18 protein-coding genes are annotated in these 15,813 nt (G+C 55.4%); 11 read left to right on the forward strand and 7 right to left on the reverse strand.

Annotated elements, in window-relative coordinates:
* The first annotated feature begins 26 nt into the window (after positions 1 to 26).
* Complete coding sequence (gene rlmB, locus ACQG03_RS02115; RefSeq protein WP_003856001.1) at positions 27 to 758, forward strand: 23S rRNA (guanosine(2251)-2'-O)-methyltransferase RlmB; 732 nt, start codon at positions 27 to 29, stop codon at positions 756 to 758.
* Between the two features lie 91 nt (positions 759 to 849).
* On the opposite strand, the gene ACQG03_RS02120 is transcribed toward rlmB, so the two are convergent.
* Positions 850 to 2,124, reverse strand: a complete 1,275-nt coding sequence (locus tag ACQG03_RS02120; RefSeq protein WP_023305299.1) for an MFS transporter — start codon at positions 2,122 to 2,124, stop codon at positions 850 to 852.
* Positions 2,125 to 2,319: 195 nt separating this feature from the next.
* Between ACQG03_RS02120 and ACQG03_RS02125 the strand changes: the two genes are divergently transcribed.
* Complete coding sequence (locus tag ACQG03_RS02125; RefSeq protein WP_063163223.1) at positions 2,320 to 3,942, forward strand: isovaleryl-CoA dehydrogenase; 1,623 nt, start codon at positions 2,320 to 2,322, stop codon at positions 3,940 to 3,942.
* Here ACQG03_RS02125 and ACQG03_RS02130 read toward each other — a convergent pair.
* The 3 genes from ACQG03_RS02130 to bsmA all read right to left on the reverse strand — a co-directional run bounded on the left by ACQG03_RS02130 (position 3,939) and on the right by bsmA (position 6,794).
* Positions 3,939 to 5,870: a methyl-accepting chemotaxis protein gene (locus ACQG03_RS02130; protein WP_023299139.1), complete on the reverse strand. Its 1,932-nt coding sequence runs from the start codon at positions 5,868 to 5,870 to the stop codon at positions 3,939 to 3,941. The genes ACQG03_RS02125 and ACQG03_RS02130 overlap by 4 nt on opposite strands.
* Positions 5,871 to 6,040: 170 nt before the next feature.
* Positions 6,041 to 6,316, reverse strand: a complete 276-nt coding sequence (gene yjfN, locus ACQG03_RS02135; RefSeq protein WP_017694671.1) for a DUF1471 family protease activator YjfN — start codon at positions 6,314 to 6,316, stop codon at positions 6,041 to 6,043.
* Between the two features lie 148 nt (positions 6,317 to 6,464).
* The gene (bsmA, locus tag ACQG03_RS02140; RefSeq protein WP_003856011.1) at positions 6,465 to 6,794 is read right to left on the reverse strand and encodes a biofilm peroxide resistance protein BsmA; all 330 of its coding nucleotides are present in this window, start codon (positions 6,792 to 6,794) and stop codon (positions 6,465 to 6,467) included.
* Between the two features lie 137 nt (positions 6,795 to 6,931).
* On the opposite strand from bsmA, the gene yjfP reads away from it, so the two are divergent.
* Positions 6,932 to 7,654 (forward strand): esterase, encoded by a 723-nt coding sequence (gene yjfP / locus ACQG03_RS02145; RefSeq protein WP_023299141.1) that lies wholly within the window; start codon positions 6,932 to 6,934, stop codon positions 7,652 to 7,654.
* On the opposite strand, the gene ulaR is transcribed toward yjfP, so the two are convergent.
* Positions 7,651 to 8,406, reverse strand: coding sequence for an HTH-type transcriptional regulator UlaR (gene ulaR, locus ACQG03_RS02150; protein ID WP_003856014.1), 756 nt, complete (start codon positions 8,404 to 8,406; stop codon positions 7,651 to 7,653). The two genes, yjfP and ulaR, sit on opposite strands and share 4 nt — an antisense overlap.
* A 109-nt stretch (positions 8,407 to 8,515) precedes the next feature.
* Complete coding sequence (ulaG, locus tag ACQG03_RS02155) at positions 8,516 to 9,580, reverse strand: L-ascorbate 6-phosphate lactonase (protein WP_058647072.1); 1,065 nt, start codon at positions 9,578 to 9,580, stop codon at positions 8,516 to 8,518.
* A 359-nt stretch (positions 9,581 to 9,939) separates the two neighbouring features.
* Between ulaG and ulaA the strand changes: the two genes are divergently transcribed.
* From ulaA to ACQG03_RS02185, 6 genes are read left to right on the forward strand one after another with little or no spacing between them, the layout of a single operon-like run.
* A complete protein-coding gene (gene ulaA / locus ACQG03_RS02160; protein WP_022646831.1) occupies positions 9,940 to 11,340 on the forward strand; it encodes a PTS ascorbate transporter subunit IIC in 1,401 nt (466 codons plus the stop codon).
* 12 nt (positions 11,341 to 11,352) lie between these two features.
* Complete coding sequence (ulaB, locus tag ACQG03_RS02165) at positions 11,353 to 11,658, forward strand: PTS ascorbate transporter subunit IIB (protein WP_003856022.1); 306 nt, start codon at positions 11,353 to 11,355, stop codon at positions 11,656 to 11,658.
* Positions 11,659 to 11,667: 9 nt separating this feature from the next.
* Positions 11,668 to 12,135: a PTS ascorbate transporter subunit IIA gene (gene ulaC, locus ACQG03_RS02170; RefSeq protein ID WP_003856024.1), complete on the forward strand. Its 468-nt coding sequence runs from the start codon at positions 11,668 to 11,670 to the stop codon at positions 12,133 to 12,135.
* A 12-nt stretch (positions 12,136 to 12,147) separates the two neighbouring features.
* Positions 12,148 to 12,798, forward strand: a complete 651-nt coding sequence (gene ulaD, locus ACQG03_RS02175; RefSeq protein WP_063163222.1) for a 3-keto-L-gulonate-6-phosphate decarboxylase UlaD — start codon at positions 12,148 to 12,150, stop codon at positions 12,796 to 12,798.
* A 9-nt stretch (positions 12,799 to 12,807) separates the two neighbouring features.
* Complete coding sequence (locus ACQG03_RS02180) at positions 12,808 to 13,668, forward strand: L-ribulose-5-phosphate 3-epimerase (protein WP_063146648.1); 861 nt, start codon at positions 12,808 to 12,810, stop codon at positions 13,666 to 13,668.
* The gene (locus ACQG03_RS02185) at positions 13,661 to 14,347 is read left to right on the forward strand and encodes an L-ribulose-5-phosphate 4-epimerase (RefSeq protein WP_063163221.1); all 687 of its coding nucleotides are present in this window, start codon (positions 13,661 to 13,663) and stop codon (positions 14,345 to 14,347) included. Before ACQG03_RS02180 ends, ACQG03_RS02185 begins: the two co-directional genes overlap by 8 nt.
* A gap of 133 nt (positions 14,348 to 14,480) precedes the next feature.
* On the opposite strand, the gene yjfY is transcribed toward ACQG03_RS02185, so the two are convergent.
* Positions 14,481 to 14,756 (reverse strand): DUF1471 family protein YjfY, encoded by a 276-nt coding sequence (gene yjfY / locus ACQG03_RS02190; protein ID WP_017383944.1) that lies wholly within the window; start codon positions 14,754 to 14,756, stop codon positions 14,481 to 14,483.
* A gap of 340 nt (positions 14,757 to 15,096) precedes the next feature.
* On the opposite strand from yjfY, the gene rpsF reads away from it, so the two are divergent.
* Entirely contained in the window at positions 15,097 to 15,492 is a 396-nt protein-coding gene (gene rpsF, locus ACQG03_RS02195) for a 30S ribosomal protein S6 (protein ID WP_014068637.1), read from the forward strand.
* Positions 15,493 to 15,498: 6 nt separating this feature from the next.
* On the forward strand, positions 15,499 to 15,813 hold the full coding sequence (priB, locus tag ACQG03_RS02200; protein ID WP_022646836.1) for a primosomal replication protein N: 315 nt from the start codon (positions 15,499 to 15,501) through the stop codon (positions 15,811 to 15,813).

A 15,813-nucleotide genomic window follows, 5' to 3' on the forward strand; every position in this document is an offset into this window, starting at 1 on the left:
GACAATATTTATTACGAGAACCATCAATGAGTGAAATGATTTACGGCATCCACGCGGTGCAGGCCCTGCTGGAGCGCGCGCCGGAGCGTTTTCAGGAAGTTTTTATTCTGAAAGGGCGTGAAGACAAACGTCTGATGCCGCTGATCCACGCGCTGGAAGCGCAGGGCGTCGTGATCCAGCTGGCGAACCGTCAGTATCTGGATGAGAAAAGCGAAGGTGCTGTACACCAGGGCATTATCGCGCGCGTGAAGCCGGGCCGTCAGTATCAGGAGAACGATCTGCCGGATCTGATCGCTGAGCTGGATAACCCGTTCTTCCTGATCCTCGATGGCGTAACCGACCCGCACAACCTGGGCGCGTGCCTGCGTAGCGCCGATGCAGCAGGCGTGCATGCGGTGATTGTGCCAAGAGATCGTTCCGCGCAGCTTAACGCTACCGCTAAAAAAGTGGCCTGCGGCGCGGCGGAAAACGTTCCGCTGATCCGCGTGACTAACCTGGCGCGCACCATGCGTCTGTTGCAGGAAGAAAATATCTGGATCGTCGGCACGGCCGGTGAAGCGGATCACACCCTGTATCAGAGCAAAATGACCGGCCGTATGGCGCTGGTGATGGGGGCAGAAGGTGAAGGCATGCGTCGCCTGACCCGCGAGCACTGCGATGAGCTGATCAGCATCCCGATGGCGGGCAGCGTATCGTCCCTGAACGTTTCTGTTGCGACGGGTATCTGCCTGTTTGAAGCGGTGCGTCAGCGCGGGTAGCCTGTTGTGCCGGGTGGCGGCTTCGCCTTACCCGGCCTACAAAAGCATGGTACCGTAGGCCCGGTAAGCGCAGCGCCACCGGGCAACAATCTCACTCCTCTAACGACCGCAAATGGTCATCCTTTCTCAGCGTCATCAGCGCGAAAATACTCACCACCGCCGTTGCCATCACGTAGTACGCCGGAATATCCAGATTGCCCGTCTCTTTAATCAGCCCGGTAATGATCAGCCCCGCACAGCCCGAGAAGATCGCATTCGACAGAGAATAGGCCAGCCCCAGCCCGGTATAACGCACGCGCGTCGGGAACATCTCAGACAGCATAGCCGGCCCCGGCCCTGCCAGCATCCCAACCAGTCCTCCCGCAATCAGCACCACAATCGCTTTGACAGCCAGCGTGCTGGACTCCGCCTGCAAAATTTTCAGCAGCGGCAGGGCGAGGATCAGCAGGAGCACGGTGGCGATAATCATCACCGTCCGCCGCCCGATCCTGTCGCTCAGCATGCCCGACGGAATGATCGTGAACGCAAACCCAATGTTAGAAATCACCGCAATCAGCAGCGCCTGGTTAAAACCGGTGTGCAGCGCAGATTGCAGATAGGTCGGCATAATCACCAGATAGGTATAACCCGCCGCAGACCAGACCATCACGCGACCAATGCCCATCAGAATGGTTTTGAACGTGGCGGCGGTGCTGGCCTGAGTAACAACCGGTTTTTCCCGTTGCTGCACAAAGCTCGGTGTCTCTTCCATGCTTACCCGCAACCATAGCGCGACCGCACCCATCGGCAACGCCAGGAAGAACGGAATGCGCCAGCCCCAGTCGTGCAAGGCTTCAGGGGAGAGAAGGGCAGAGAGCAACGCGACAATGCCTGCGCCTGCTAACAGCCCGAGCGCCACGGTGAAGGACTGCCATGCCCCGTAAAGACCGCGCTTGCCGCGCGGGGCGAACTCCGTCATCAACGAGACCGCGCCGCCATACTCACCGCCCGCAAACAGTCCTTGCAGAATACGCAGGAGTGTAACGATCAGCGGCGCGGCAATCCCGATACTGGCGTAGACCGGCACAATACCGATGGCAGCGGTGGCGAGCGTCATCAATACCAGCACAATAATCAGCGTCGGTTTACGGCCAATCCTGTCGCCAATGCGGCCAAAGACCACCGCACCCAGCGGGCGGAAGAAGAAAGCGATGGCGAATGAGGCCCAGGTGAGGATCAGGCTGGTGAGCTCCGCTTCCCCCTCAAGCTGGAAGAAGTTTCTGGCAATCACCGTTGCCAGAAAACCATAGACCGCAAATTCATACCACTCGATGAAATTACCGATGGAGCCTGCAATTAATGCACGCTTGTGCGCATCCTGTTGCATAACGATCCTCACAAAAACGGGGTAAGAATAAATTATTCAGCATTAGTGAGGTAAGGAAATAGTTTATTCTTATGTTCTGTGAGCTATTTCACGAATGATATCAACACGATCGTCATCGTGTGACCCCCCTCCCATGCAGCGTGCATGCCCTCTGTCCATACTTATCTTTATTGCCAATGAAAGGAGGGAGACAGCATGCACTGGCAGACACATACCGTTTTTAATCAACCTGCACCGCTATCGAACAGCAACCTTTTTCTCTCTGATTGCGCCCTGCGCGATGCGGTAGCGCGCGAAGGGGCTGAGTGGGATGTGGATCTTCTTGCCAGCATCGGCCAGCAGTTGGGTACGGCAGAGTCGCTGGAGCTGGGCAGACTGGCGAACGTTAATCCGCCGGAGCTGCTGCGTTATGACGCCACGGGAGCGAGGCTGGATGACGTCCGCTTTCATCCGGCATGGCATCTTCTGATGCAGGGGCTTTGCGCCAACCGGGTGCACAACCTGGCGTGGGAGGAGGAGGCGCGGAAAGGATCGTTCGTCGCCAGGGCCGCGCGTTTCGTACTTCATGCTCAGGTGGAGGCGGGAACGCTTTGCCCGGTGACCATGACCTTTGCGGCCACGCCGCTGTTGCAACGGTCGCTGCCCAAACCGTTTCATGAGTGGTTAACGCCGCTGATGAGCGATCGCTACGACCCCCATCTTGCGCCGGGGGCGCAAAAGCGCGGCCTGCTGATCGGCATGGGGATGACGGAAAAGCAGGGCGGTTCGGACGTACTTAGTAATACTACCAAAGCAGAGAAATGCAGCGATGGCAGTTACCGGCTGGTGGGGCACAAATGGTTTTTCTCCGTGCCGCAGAGCGATGCGCATCTGGTGCTGGCGCAGGCGAAGGGCGGGTTGTCCTGCTTTTTTGTCCCGCGTTTCTTACCCGACGGGCAACGTAATGCCGTGCGCCTTGAGCGTCTGAAGGACAAGCTCGGCAACCGCTCAAATGCCAGCAGTGAGGCTGAATTTCTTGATGCTTCCGGCTGGCTGCTGGGCGAAGAGGGGGAAGGCGTCCGGCAAATTCTGAAGATGGGCGGGCTGACGCGCTTTGACTGCGCGCTGGGCAGTCACGGACTGATGCGCCGTGCGCTCTCGGTGGCGCTTTATCATGCCCATCAGCGGCAGACCTTCGGCAAAAATCTGATCGACCAGCCGTTAATGCGCGACGTGCTAAGCCGTATGGCGCTGGTGCTGGAGGGACACACGGCACTGCTGTTCCGACTCGCCCGGGCGTGGGACAACCGCAACGACCCGCAGGAAGCCGCATGGGCGCGGCTTTTCACTCCGGCGGCAAAATACAGCGTCTGCAAAGCGGGTATACCGTTTGTGGCAGAGGCAATGGAGGTGCTGGGCGGTGCAGGCTATTGCGAAGAGAGTGAGCTTCCGCGGTTGTACCGTGAAATGCCCGTCAACAGCATCTGGGAAGGCTCTGGCAATATTATGTGCCTGGATGTACTGCGCGTGCTGGCGAAGCAGTCGGGCATTCTCGACCTGCTCGCCGATGATTTCGCGCAGGTAAAAGGCCAGGACAGGCACTTCGATCGCAGCTGGCGGCAGCTACAGCAGAAGCTGCGGAAACCGCAGGAAGCGCAGGGCAGGGAGATCGCGCAGCAGCTCTTTTTACTCGGGGCCGGAAGTCAAATGCTGCGGCACGCATCGCCGCCCGTGGCGCAGGCGTGGTGCCGCATGATGCTGGATACCCGGGGCGGCACGCTGATGAGCGAGCAGGTGCAAAACGACCTGCTGCTGCGCGCCACGGGCCGGGTCGGTTAAGCCTTCAGCTGGAACAGGCTCACCAGCCGGGTGAGATGTGAACCCTTCTCGCGCAGCGTCTGTGCTGTCTGCTCGCTGCGTGAGATGCGATCGGCATTGATGTGCGATGCCTCACCGATGTGCGTCATCGCCAGATTCACCTGGCCAATTCCCGCCGACTGCTCGCGGGAGGCGTGGTTGATCTCGGTGACAAGCTGGCTGATGTTATCGATATGAACAATGATGGCATCCATCGCCAGACGCGTCTGCTCAGACAGCGCATGGCCTTCGCTCACCTTGTTCAGCGTGTCGCCAATCAGCTGTTCAATCTCTTTTACGGCGTTGGCGCTGCGTGCGGCCAGGGCGCGTACCTCTTGTGCCACCACTGCGAAACCTTTCCCGTGCTCGCCCGCCCGCGCCGCTTCAACCGCCGCATTGAGCGCCAGGATATTGGTCTGGAAAGCGATGGACTCAATCACGCGGGTGATGTCTTCAATGCGTTTCGATGCATCGCGAATATCATCCATGGTGGAGACTGCGTGGGTCACCGTCTCTCCACCCTGATGCACCGCGCGCGAGGTTTCACCCACCAGCTGCTGAGTTTGCTCCATGTTGGCGGCATTTTGCTGCACGGTGGCGGCTAATTGCTCCATGCTGGCGGAGGTCTCCTCAACGCTGCTGGCCTGCTTGTTGATCTGTTCAGAGATCTCGCCGGTGTCTGAAGCCAGCGCGTTAGTCCCCAGATGGATCTCGCTTGCGGCCTCGCGGACCTGCAACACAATTTTTTGCAGGCCTTCCCCGATCCCGTTGATGGCGTCAATCAGCTGGCCGACTTCATCCTGGCGGGTAACCGGCAGGCTGGCGCGCAGATCGCCTGCGGCATACTGCCGGGCAAGCGCGATCACCTCGCGCAGTGGGCGGGTTAGCATCCGGCGAATGAGGATAACGAACAGGCCCGCGAAGAGTGCGGATAGCACCACGCCCGCCATCAGGAAGCGATCGCGCAGTGTGGTGACGCTTGAAAGCAGTACGGCTTTATCGACTTCACCCACGATGGTCCAGTTCCAGCCCGGCAGCGGCGTGTAGGCAACTTTGAGCGTACGGCCATCCGCGCTCACGCGTTCCAGCGTGCCGGCTTTATCACTCAGAAGCTGCTGCTGTGTCGCCGTGTCCCAGTTAGGCAGTTTGCCCTCTTCGCTGGCATGGAACAGATACTGTCCGCGCGTTTTGCCGCTGCTGCGATCCAGTACAAAGAAGTGGCCGCTCTCGCCCAGACGACGGTTAAGGATTTTCTCGCGCATGACGTTCCACGAATGGGTGATGTCCACGCCGACAAAGATAATCCCGATAACCTGGCCTTCCGCATTCTTAACAGGCTGGTACTGCGTGATATAGCGCTTGCCGAACAGCAGCGCGAGGCCACGATAGACCTCCCCTTTAGTGACGGCGGCAAATGCCGGGCTGGTGGTATCAAGAACGGTTCCGATGGCGCGGTCGCCATTCTCTTTGCGCAGCGACGTCGCCACGCGGACAAAATCGTTACCGCTGCGGACAAACAGCGTCGAGATGGCTCCCGTTCGGCTCAGGAAGTCATCAGAAAGCGTATTGTTTTCATGCAACTCCGTTTCGCCGCCTTTCAGCAAAGGAACGGTAAGCCCGTTTATGGTCCGGCTCTGGCTGCTGTCGCTGTTCAATGGCTGTGGCAAAAAGGTGGTGAACAGACGGGTATAGCTTTCAACTTCTTCGCTCAGGCTGGTGTTGAACATCTCTACCATATCCACCATGCCGGTGGACTGGTTATGCAGGTCTTCAACCGCAAGATCTTCAAGCTGCTGGCTGGCGTTGTGGCTCAACAGGAAAGTGAACAGCAAAAAAAGCGTAGCGACACTTACACCTGTTAGCAGCGATAGCTTCGTGCCCAGTCCTGCCCGGCGGAAAAAGGTGATCATATATTGCTCATTATTGAAAAGTGATGGCTGTTCAACGGCAGAGCGGAGAGAACGTTTATCTGTTTAATGTAACTGAATGTTACGCGTTTGTTTTTATTGAGTTTCGGGAGAGATAAAAAATTTGCAAAAGTGAAAAGCCACTAAAATTAAGTGGCTTTTATCGGAGGGGATTATGCATAAAGAATAGCCTGCACGCGCCAGTGATTAACATGGTTATCTTCCTGCATCTGGACGATGCGATACCAGGATGCGCCCTGTTCATCGGCCTTCAGGGCGACGACACGTTCAACGTCTTGCGGACTCCCCGTGATATTATTGACGGAGATCTGACCAATCTCATTCAGGCCCGTGACGCAATCCGCGCTGGCAAATTCAGCCGACTGCGCCGTGGTGCTCAGCAGGCCCGCTGAAAGCAATAGCGTCGTTAAAGCAAGGGTTCGTTTCATCGTCAGCTCCTTTTCACGTGTCTCCGGTATCCGCCGGGCAATCCTTCGCGAATAAACTCATTTCCATTGTTGCTGGCATGGAGTTTATTGTGGACAGGAAAATGTCTACGGACGCAAAGCAGTGTAAAGGTCGTTCAAATGATGATGCTCACTTACGGTACAAAATGCCTTGTGCATACCACTGTCCCGTAATAATGGTTTCATCAATCATCGTGATGACGTAATAATCTGCTTTTGCGGCAACGGCCTGTGCTTCAATTGCGTCTTCTGCATCATCCGGTGAACCGCGAACCATCGCGGATACGGTTCCCAGGCGTTGTAATCCTTCCGTCTGATTACGACGAATCTCCTGAGGATGATCGGTAACCGGCGGTGCCGGTTCTGGCGTACCCTGCAATACGGAACATCCGCTGAGCAGTGAGACCAGCAATAAAGCGGTAAGCCTGCGCATAAACCTGTCTCTTTTCCTGATAGCCATAGTGTAGTGGTCTGCGAATTTAGTTTTGGGGGAATGTTCCCGAAGTGTTATCTGGGACGTAGATTTCGAATGAAAATATCGTGAAACCGTAATCCAGCTCTCAACATTATGAATCATTCATCAGCACAGGATCGACAATGATTGAAATTGAAACTCGCCTGCTTAGTGAGCATGAAATCATCCATGCTTTTCCGGCTGGTAAAGGTGAACAGCCGCTGCCGACGGTAGTTTTCTATCATGGCTTTCTCTCCTCAAAGCTGGTCTACAGCTATTTTGCCGTCGCGCTGGCGCAGGCCGGTTTCCGGGTGGTCATGCCTGATGCGCCGAATCATGGGGCACGCTTTACGGGCGATGAACAGGCGCGGCTGGGGCTGTTCTGGCAAACGCTGCACGGCAATCTGACCGAGTTCGCCGGGCTGCGTGACGCGCTTTTACAGGCCGGGCTGGTGGAGGGGAAACGGCTGGCGGTCGCAGGCGCATCAATGGGCGGAATGACGGCGCTGGGGATCATGGCCAGGCATCCGGAGGTGACGTCCGTGGCTTGCCTGATGGGATCGGGCTACTTTATGTCACTGGCAAAGACGCTGTTCCCGCCGCAGGCACCTCAGGAGATTGAAGCCCTGTTGTCTGAATGGGACGTCAGCCATGCGCTTTCGCAGCTGGCCGATCGTCCCCTGCTGCTGTGGCATGGGGATGCCGACGATGTCGTACCGCCCGGTGAAACGTTCCGTCTGCAACAGGCGCTACAGCGTGAAGGGCTGGACAGCAATCTGACCTGCCTGTGGGGTGCCGGTGTCCGGCACCGTATTACTCCGGCTGCGCTGGAAGCCACCGTGGAGTTTTTCCGTCAGCACCTTTAAACGCGCAGCACCGTGACACCCTGATCCTCGAGCTTGCTGAGGATCTCGGGGTTGGCGTTTTTGCCGGTGATCACCATGCTGATTTGCTCGGCGCGGCTGAAAAGCATGCCGGCGCGTTCACCGACCTTGCTGCTGTCGACCAGCACCACCAGTTTACCCACCACGTTGAGCATGTTCTGCTCTGCCATTGCGGTGAGCATATCGGTTTTATACAGGCCATCCGCCGTCAGGCCTTTGCCGCTGGTAAACATCCAGTGCCCGGCGTAGAGGCTGTTTTCACTGTCCTGCGGGCTCAGGGTTATGGACTGGCTCTTGTTATACTGGCCGCCCATGATCACCACGCTTTCATGTTCCTGGTCAATGAGATAGTTGGCCAGCGGCAGATAGTTGGTAATGATTTGCACCGGCTTGCCGCACATCTCTCGGCCCAGTAAAAACGCTGTCGAGCCGCAGTTAATCACCACGCTTTCCCCGGGATTCACCAGCTGTGATGCCGCTCTGGCAATCCGCACCTTTTCATCGTGATTCTGCGCCTGGTGAATATTCATCGGCGTCCAGCGTGGACGCTGCTGGCTGATGGCCTCTGCGCCGTTGCGGACTTTTTTCAGCTTGCCGCTTTCATCCAGCTTGTTAATGTCCCGCCGCGCGGTAGCAGGGGAGATCCCTAAACGTTCGATCACTTTCTCGACGGTGATAAACCCTGTTTGCGCCAGGAGTTCCAGTAAAATTTGATGCCGTTGCGCTTCCGTCATGAGCTATTCCGAAAAGAATTGATTTGAAAAGATGATATTTGAAATAGCATGAAATTACTAAATTAAATATGACATCGCCAGACACTGTGTCTGGCGATTGGCTGCGCAATCAGAGGAAGGACTTGAACGGCAGGTCTGGCTCAATGGTGAAGCAATCATCAAAACCACGCGGGTAGTGGTACTCGAGATTGTCTTTATCCAGCGGCCAGGTGAACTTGCCGCCAACCTGCCAGATGAACGGCTTGAAACCATACTTGAGTCGGTCTTTTTTCATCTCCCACAGGACGCGGATCTCTTGCGGATCGGCCTGGAAGTTTGACCAGATATCGTGGTGGAAGGGGATCACCACTTTGGTGTTCAGCGCTTCGGCCATGCGCAGCATGTCCGCGCTGGTCATTTTGTCGGTAATCCCGCGCGGGTTTTCACCGTAAGAGCCAAGCGCCACGTCAATCTGGTGCTCGTTACCGTGCTTCGCGTAGTAGTTGGAGTAGTGAGAGTCACCGCTGTGATACAGGGAACCGCCAGGCGTTTTGAACAGGTAGTTCACTGCGCGCTCGTCCATCCCGTCTGGCAGTACGCCTGCGGCTTTTTGGTCGGAAGGCAGGGTGATCAGCGCGGTGCGATCAAAGGCATCCAGCGCGTGAATTTCAACGTCTTTGATTTTCACCACGTCGCCCGGCTTCATCACAATGCAGCGCTCTTTTGGCACGCCCCAGCCAATCCACAAATCCACGCAGGTCTGCGGCCCGATAAAGGGTACGTCGTCCGCGCAGTTTTGCATTACCGCTGCCGCCACGTTCACGTCGATATGATCGTTGTGATCGTGGGTAGAGAGAACGGCGTCGATCTGGCGAATGGCGAAAGGATCAAGCACAAAAGGCGTGGTGCGCAGGTTCGGCTGGAGCTTTTCAACGCCGGCCATACGCTGCATCTGGTGGCCTTTTTTCATCAGTGGATTGCCGTGGCTCTGTTTGCCGGTGCCGCACCAGAAATCGACACAAATGTTGGCGCCGCCTTCTGATTTCAGCCAGATCCCGGTGCATCCAAGCCACCACATCGCAAATGTGCCAGGAGCAACCTGTTCCTGCTCGATCTCTTCGTTCAGCCAGCTACCCCACTCCGGAAAGGTACTCAAAATCCATGATTCACGGGTGATGGTTTTCACTTTACTCATCGTTTGACTCCTGGTTTTAATCAAAAGTAATCATACTGTGACTTGTTGTGATTAATGCTGGCACTGTTTGAATCGATTTGCAATGGCTGATTTGCGGAAAATTCCCCTCGCCACATCACAGAAAATACACCTCGTCGTTGTTAAGATAACCGCTACACATAATTAATATATTGAAAATTAAGAATTTATTTATCTTTCTGGATCGGTAGTGAAAATCATTACTAACTCCATGGAAATAAATTGCGTGATCCGTCACAAATAATCAAATGCAATCTTGTGGTGATTATTTGTGATTAATAGAGTGATGACACCAACCACACAGGGATTGCCCCTCGTGTTCTCATTTTCTGGAGAGAGTTATGGAGATCCTCTACAACGTCTTTACCGTTTTCTTTAATCAGGTAATGACCAACGCCCCGCTGTTGCTGGGTATCGTGACGTGCCTGGGGTACATCCTGCTGCGCAAAAGCGTCAGCGTGATTATCAAAGGCACCATCAAAACCATCATTGGTTTTATGCTGTTGCAGGCGGGGTCTGGCATTCTGACCAGCACGTTTAAGCCGGTCGTTGCCAAAATGTCTGAGGTATATGGCATTAACGGCGCCATCTCTGACACTTACGCGTCCATGATGGCCACCATCGATCGCATGGGGGATGCGTACAGCTGGGTTGGGTATGCGGTACTGCTCGCGCTGGCGCTGAACATCATTTACGTGCTCCTGCGCCGCATCACCGGTATTCGCACCATCATGCTCACCGGGCACATCATGTTCCAGCAGGCGGGGCTGATTGCCGTTTCTCTCTATATCTTCGGCTACCCAATGTGGACCACGGTCATCTGCACGGCAGTGCTGGTCTCGCTTTACTGGGGCATCACCTCCAACATGATGTATAAGCCAACGCAGGACGTTACTGACGGCTGCGGTTTCTCCATCGGTCACCAGCAGCAGTTCGCCTCCTGGATTGCGTACAAAGTTGCACCGTACCTGGGTAAAAAAGAGGAGAGTGTTGAAGACCTCAAATTGCCTGGCTGGTTGAATATCTTCCACGACAACATCGTCTCCACGGCGATTGTGATGACCCTTTTCTTCGGTGCCATCCTGCTCTCCTTTGGCATTGACGTGGTGCAGGCGATGGCGGGTAAAACCCACTGGACGGTCTATATCCTGCAAACCGGTTTCTCCTTTGCCGTGGCCATTTTCATCATCACTCAGGGCGTGCGTATGTTCGTCGCCGAGCTGTCGGAAGCGTTCAACGGTATCTCTCAGCGCCTGATCCCTGGCGCGGTGCTGGCGATTGACTGTGCGGCTATCTATAGCTTTGCGCCAAACGCCGTCGTCTGGGGCTTTATGTGGGGCACCATCGGCCAGCTGATTGCGGTCGGCATCCTGGTGGGCTGTGGCTCCTCAATCCTGATTATTCCTGGCTTTATCCCGATGTTCTTCTCCAACGCCACTATCGGCGTGTTTGCTAACCACTTCGGCGGATGGCGCGCCGCGCTCAAGATCTGCCTGGTGATGGGCATGGTTGAAATCTTCGGGTGCGTGTGGGCGGTCAAGCTCACCGGCATGAGCGCCTGGATGGGCATGGCGGACTGGTCAATTCTGGCACCGCCGATGATGCAGGGCTTTGCGTCCGTCGGGCTGGTCTTTATGGCCGTCATCATCCTGATTGCACTGACTTATATGTTCTTCGCTGGCCGTTCGCTGCGAGCTGAAGAAGATGCGGAAAAACAAACAGCAGAAGTTTCTGCTCACTAAGGAGTTTCGATTATGACCGTACGTATCCTGGCTGTGTGTGGCAATGGGCAAGGAAGCTCCATGATCATGAAAATGAAAGTGGACCAGTTTTTAACCCAGTCAAACATTGACCACACGGTGAACAGCTGCGCAGTGGGTGAATACAAAAGTGAACTGAACGGCGCGGACATCATCATCGCTTCAACGCACATTGCCGGCGAGATTAGCGTGTCGGGCAACAAATACGTGGTAGGCGTGCGCAACATGCTGTCGCCTGCGGATTTTGGGCCAAAACTGCTGGAAGTGATCAAAGAGCACTTCCCACAAGACGTGAAGTAAGGATGCCACATGAAACTACGTGATTCGCTGGCTGAGAATAACTCCATCCTTTTACAGGCCGAAGCCAGTACCTGGCAGGAAGCGGTGAAGCTGAGCGTGGACCTGCTGGTTAAGGCGGACGTTGTCGAGCCGCGTTATTACCAGGCCATCCTGGATGGCGTGGCGCAGCACGGCCCCTATTTTGTGATTGCCCCGGGGCTGGCAATGCCGCATGGCCGCCCGGAAGAGGGTGTCAAGAAAACCGGTTTTGCGCTGGTGACGCTGAAAACCCCGCTGGTGTTCAACCACGAAGATAACGACCCGGTCGACATTCTGATCACCATGGCAGCTGTCGATGCCAACACCCACCAGGAGGTGGGCATCATGCAGATCGTTAACCTGTTTGATGACGAAGCTAATTTTGACCGTTTACGTGCCTGCCGTACCGCGCAGGACGTGCTGGATTTAATTGATAACGCCACTGCGGCGGCCGTTTAAGAGGAATTGAAAATGTCATTACCAATGTTGCAGGTCGCGCTGGATAACCAGACGCTGTCTCACGCTTACGAAACCACCCGTCTGATTGCGGAAGAGGTGGACATCATCGAAGTCGGCACCATTCTGTGCGTGGGCGAAGGCGTTCGTGCGGTTCGTGACCTGAAGGCGCTCTATCCGCATAAAATCGTGCTGGCGGATGCCAAAATTGCCGATGCGGGCAAAATTCTCTCTCGCATGTGCTTTGAAGCCAACGCCGACTGGGTCACCGTGATCTGCTGTGCAGATATCAACACTGCGAAAGGCGCGCTGGACGTGGCGAAAGAGTTCAACGGCGACGTGCAGATTGAACTGACCGGCTTCTGGACCTGGGAGCAGGCACAGGAGTGGCGCGAAGCGGGTATCCAGCAGGTGGTTTATCACCGCAGCCGTGATGCGCAGGCCGCAGGTGTGGCGTGGGGCGAAGCTGATATCAACGCGATCAAACGCCTGGCCGATATGGGCTTCAAAGTGACCGTGACCGGTGGTCTGGCGCTGGAAGATCTGCTGCTGTTCAAGGGTATTCCAATCCACGTCTTTATTGCCGGTCGTAGCATTCGTGATGCGGAATCTCCGGTGGAAGCTGCGCGTCAGTTTAAACGCTCAATCGCTCAGCTTTGGGGTTAAGGAGCGGGTATGTTGTCAAAACAGGTCCCGCTTGGCATCTATGAAAAGGCACTCCCTGCGGGGGAGTGCTGGCTGGAGCGGTTACAGCTGGCGAAGCAGCTGGGTTTCGATTTTGTCGAAATGTCGGTGGATGAGACGGACGAGCGTCTTTCTCGCCTGGACTGGCGCCGCGACCAGCGTCTGGCGCTGGTGAGCGCCATTGCCGAAACCGGCGTGCGCGTGCCGTCCATGTGCCTGAGCGCTCACCGTCGTTTTCCGCTTGGCAACGAAGATGATGCCGTACGCGCCGAAGGGCTGGAGATCATGCGTAAAGCCATTCGCTTTGCACAGGATGTTGGCATCCGCGTGATCCAACTGGCGGGTTACGATGTTTACTATCAGGAAGCCAACGATGAGACGCGCCGTCGTTTCCGTGACGGCCTGAAAGAGAGCGTTGAGATGGCAAGCCGTGCGCAGGTGACGCTGGCGATGGAGATCATGGATTATCCATTGATGAACTCCATCAGCAAGGCGCTGGGCTACGCGCACTATCTGAACAATCCGTGGTTCCAGCTTTATCCGGATATCGGCAACCTGTCGGCATGGGATAACGACGTACAGATGGAGCTTCAGGCGGGCATCGGGCATATCGTGGCGGTGCACGTAAAAGATACCCGTCCCGGCGTGTTTAAAAACGTACCGTTCGGCACCGGGGTGGTGGATTTCGAACGGTGCTTCCAGACGCTCAAACAGACAGGTTATTGCGGACCTTACCTGATTGAGATGTGGAGCGAAACCGCGGACGACCCGGCGGCAGAAGTGGCGAAAGCCCGGGACTGGGTGCGCGAGCGCATGGCGCGGGCAGGCTTACTGGAGGCGGAACATGCTTAAGCTGAAACAGCAGGTCTTTGAGGCCAATATGGATCTCCCGCGCTATGGACTGGTGACGTTTACCTGGGGCAACGTAAGCGCCATCGATCGCGATCAGGGGCTGGTGGTGATTAAGCCGAGCGGCGTGGCCTATGACGCCATGAAAGTGGACGATATGGTGGTGGTTGACCTGGAAGGACACGTTGTTGAAGGCAAATGGCGTCCTTCTTCAGATACGGCAACCCATCTGGCGCTGTACCAGCGTTACCCGTCCCTGGGTGGTGTTGTGCATACCCATTCCACGCACGCCACCGCCTGGGCACAGGCCGGGCTGGCGATCCCTGCTTTGGGTACGACGCACGCGGACTACTTCTTCGGCGATATTCCCTGCACGCGGGCGTTAACGCAGGCTGAGGTCGAAGGCGAGTACGAACTTAACACCGGCAGGGTCATTATCGAAACGCTGGGTGAGACGGAACCACTGCATACGCCGGGTATTGTGGTGTACCAGCATGGTCCATTCTCCTGGGGTAAAGATGCGCATGACGCCGTGCATAACGCGGTGGTGATGGAAGAGGTGGCTCGAATGGCGTGGATTGCGCGCGGCATTAACCCACATCTTCAGGGCATTGATGATTATCTGATGAACAAGCATTTCATGCGTAAGCACGGCCCGAATGCTTATTACGGGCAGAAGTGAATAAGTGCTCTGGAATACCGAAACAGTTGTAACCGGTGGTATTCCGGAGCCATTCATAAAAAAAGCCCCCGGCAGGGGGCAATCATATATAGCTATGATTTTCGTTGGCTTTCCTGGTGCTGGCGATAAAGCGTTACTGGTAAATATCTGCACTGGCGTGCATATTACCGTTGCTGCCGGGCTCACGTGTCAGCATGACGTGATAGTATTTTGCGCCCTGCGCATCGGTTTCTTCATTAAGCGCCTGATCTGCTTCACTTTCAGTGGCGAAGTTATGATTGATGTAAATAACGCCTAAGCTCTGCACATCATCCATGTTTCTGGCCTGTTGGCTGTCTATTCTGATGGCTGCCATCGCGTTTGCACTGAGCAAAAGCGCAGCCAAAATGGCGATTGCGATTCTTTTCATGATATGCGCTCCACGACTGCGTGCTGTGATACGGGGTAATGTTCTCCTTCTCTGTTCAGTGTCTCTGATTAAAGTGTAATCGCTACCCGGGTTGCGATGGGTGACCATTTCTGATGGTGTTGTTCAAAAAAACAGCGTTTCTGATAAGTGAGATTTTAAATCACCCACTTAGAACAGCTTTACCCTTTGTGCGAATTATTTGTGCAATCACCTTGTGTTTAGCGGGGCGCGCAAGTATTATGACGCGTCAATTTTTCAGCCGACCTTTAACACGTTCCTTGCCTCCCCGGGCCTCGGCTGACCCAGACAGGAGGCTGAATAATCCGTAAGGAGCAATTCGATGCGTCATTACGAAATCGTTTTTATGGTCCATCCTGACCAGAGCGAACAGGTTCCGGGTATGATCGAGCGTTACTCTGCTGCCATCACTGGTGCAGAAGGCACGATCCACCGTCTGGAAGACTGGGGCCGCCGTCAGCTGGCTTACCCAATCAACAAACTGCACAAAGCTCACTACGTTCTGATGAACGTTGAAGCGCCGCAGGAAGTGATTGATGAGCTGGAAACTACCTTCCGCTTCAACGATGCCGTTATCCGCAGCATGGTTATGCGTACCAAAAACGCAGTGACCGAAGCATCTCCGATGGTTAAAGCGAAAGACGAGCGCCGTGAGCGTCGCGATGATTTCGCAAACGAAACCGCAGATGATTCTGATGCTGGGGATTCTGAAGAGTAATTTCTGATGACCAACCGTCTGGTGTTGTCCGGCACCGTGTGCAGGACCCCCCTTCGAAAGGTCAGCCCATCAGGAATTCCGCATTGCCAGTTCGTGCTTGAGCATCGTTCTGTGCAAGAGGAAGCCGGGTTTCACCGGCAGGCGTGGTGCCAAATGCCCGTTATCATTAGCGGACACGAAAACCAGGCCATTACTCACAGTTTAACGGTCGGTAGTGCAGTAATCGTTCAGGGGTTCATCTCTTGCCACAAGGCAAAGAACGGCCTGAGCAAAATGGTTCTGCATGCCGAGCAGATTGATTTGATAGATACTGGAGACTAG

Source organism: Enterobacter cloacae complex sp. 342H5 (assembly GCF_050030905.1).
GTDB lineage: Bacteria > Pseudomonadota > Gammaproteobacteria > Enterobacterales > Enterobacteriaceae > Enterobacter > Enterobacter intestinihominis.

Coding starts and splice junctions, on each gene's coding strand:
- rpsF (WP_014068637.1), top strand. CDS start 15,097: ATGCGTCATTACGAAATCGTTTTTATGGTCCATCCTGACCAGAGCGAA.
- priB (WP_022646836.1), top strand. CDS start 15,499: ATGACCAACCGTCTGGTGTTGTCCGGCACCGTGTGCAGGACCCCCCTT.
- ACQG03_RS02120 (WP_023305299.1), bottom strand. CDS start 2,124: ATGCAACAGGATGCGCACAAGCGTGCATTAATTGCAGGCTCCATCGGT.
- rlmB (WP_003856001.1), top strand. CDS start 27: ATGAGTGAAATGATTTACGGCATCCACGCGGTGCAGGCCCTGCTGGAG.
- ACQG03_RS02125 (WP_063163223.1), top strand. CDS start 2,320: ATGCACTGGCAGACACATACCGTTTTTAATCAACCTGCACCGCTATCG.
- yjfP (WP_023299141.1), top strand. CDS start 6,932: ATGATTGAAATTGAAACTCGCCTGCTTAGTGAGCATGAAATCATCCAT.
- yjfY (WP_017383944.1), bottom strand. CDS start 14,756: ATGAAAAGAATCGCAATCGCCATTTTGGCTGCGCTTTTGCTCAGTGCA.
- yjfN (WP_017694671.1), bottom strand. CDS start 6,316: ATGAAACGAACCCTTGCTTTAACGACGCTATTGCTTTCAGCGGGCCTG.
- ACQG03_RS02185 (WP_063163221.1), top strand. CDS start 13,661: ATGCTTAAGCTGAAACAGCAGGTCTTTGAGGCCAATATGGATCTCCCG.
- ulaG (WP_058647072.1), bottom strand. CDS start 9,580: ATGAGTAAAGTGAAAACCATCACCCGTGAATCATGGATTTTGAGTACC.
- ulaB (WP_003856022.1), top strand. CDS start 11,353: ATGACCGTACGTATCCTGGCTGTGTGTGGCAATGGGCAAGGAAGCTCC.
- ulaR (WP_003856014.1), bottom strand. CDS start 8,406: ATGACGGAAGCGCAACGGCATCAAATTTTACTGGAACTCCTGGCGCAA.
- bsmA (WP_003856011.1), bottom strand. CDS start 6,794: ATGGCTATCAGGAAAAGAGACAGGTTTATGCGCAGGCTTACCGCTTTA.
- ACQG03_RS02180 (WP_063146648.1), top strand. CDS start 12,808: ATGTTGTCAAAACAGGTCCCGCTTGGCATCTATGAAAAGGCACTCCCT.
- ulaC (WP_003856024.1), top strand. CDS start 11,668: ATGAAACTACGTGATTCGCTGGCTGAGAATAACTCCATCCTTTTACAG.
- ACQG03_RS02130 (WP_023299139.1), bottom strand. CDS start 5,870: ATGATCACCTTTTTCCGCCGGGCAGGACTGGGCACGAAGCTATCGCTG.
- ulaD (WP_063163222.1), top strand. CDS start 12,148: ATGTCATTACCAATGTTGCAGGTCGCGCTGGATAACCAGACGCTGTCT.
- ulaA (WP_022646831.1), top strand. CDS start 9,940: ATGGAGATCCTCTACAACGTCTTTACCGTTTTCTTTAATCAGGTAATG.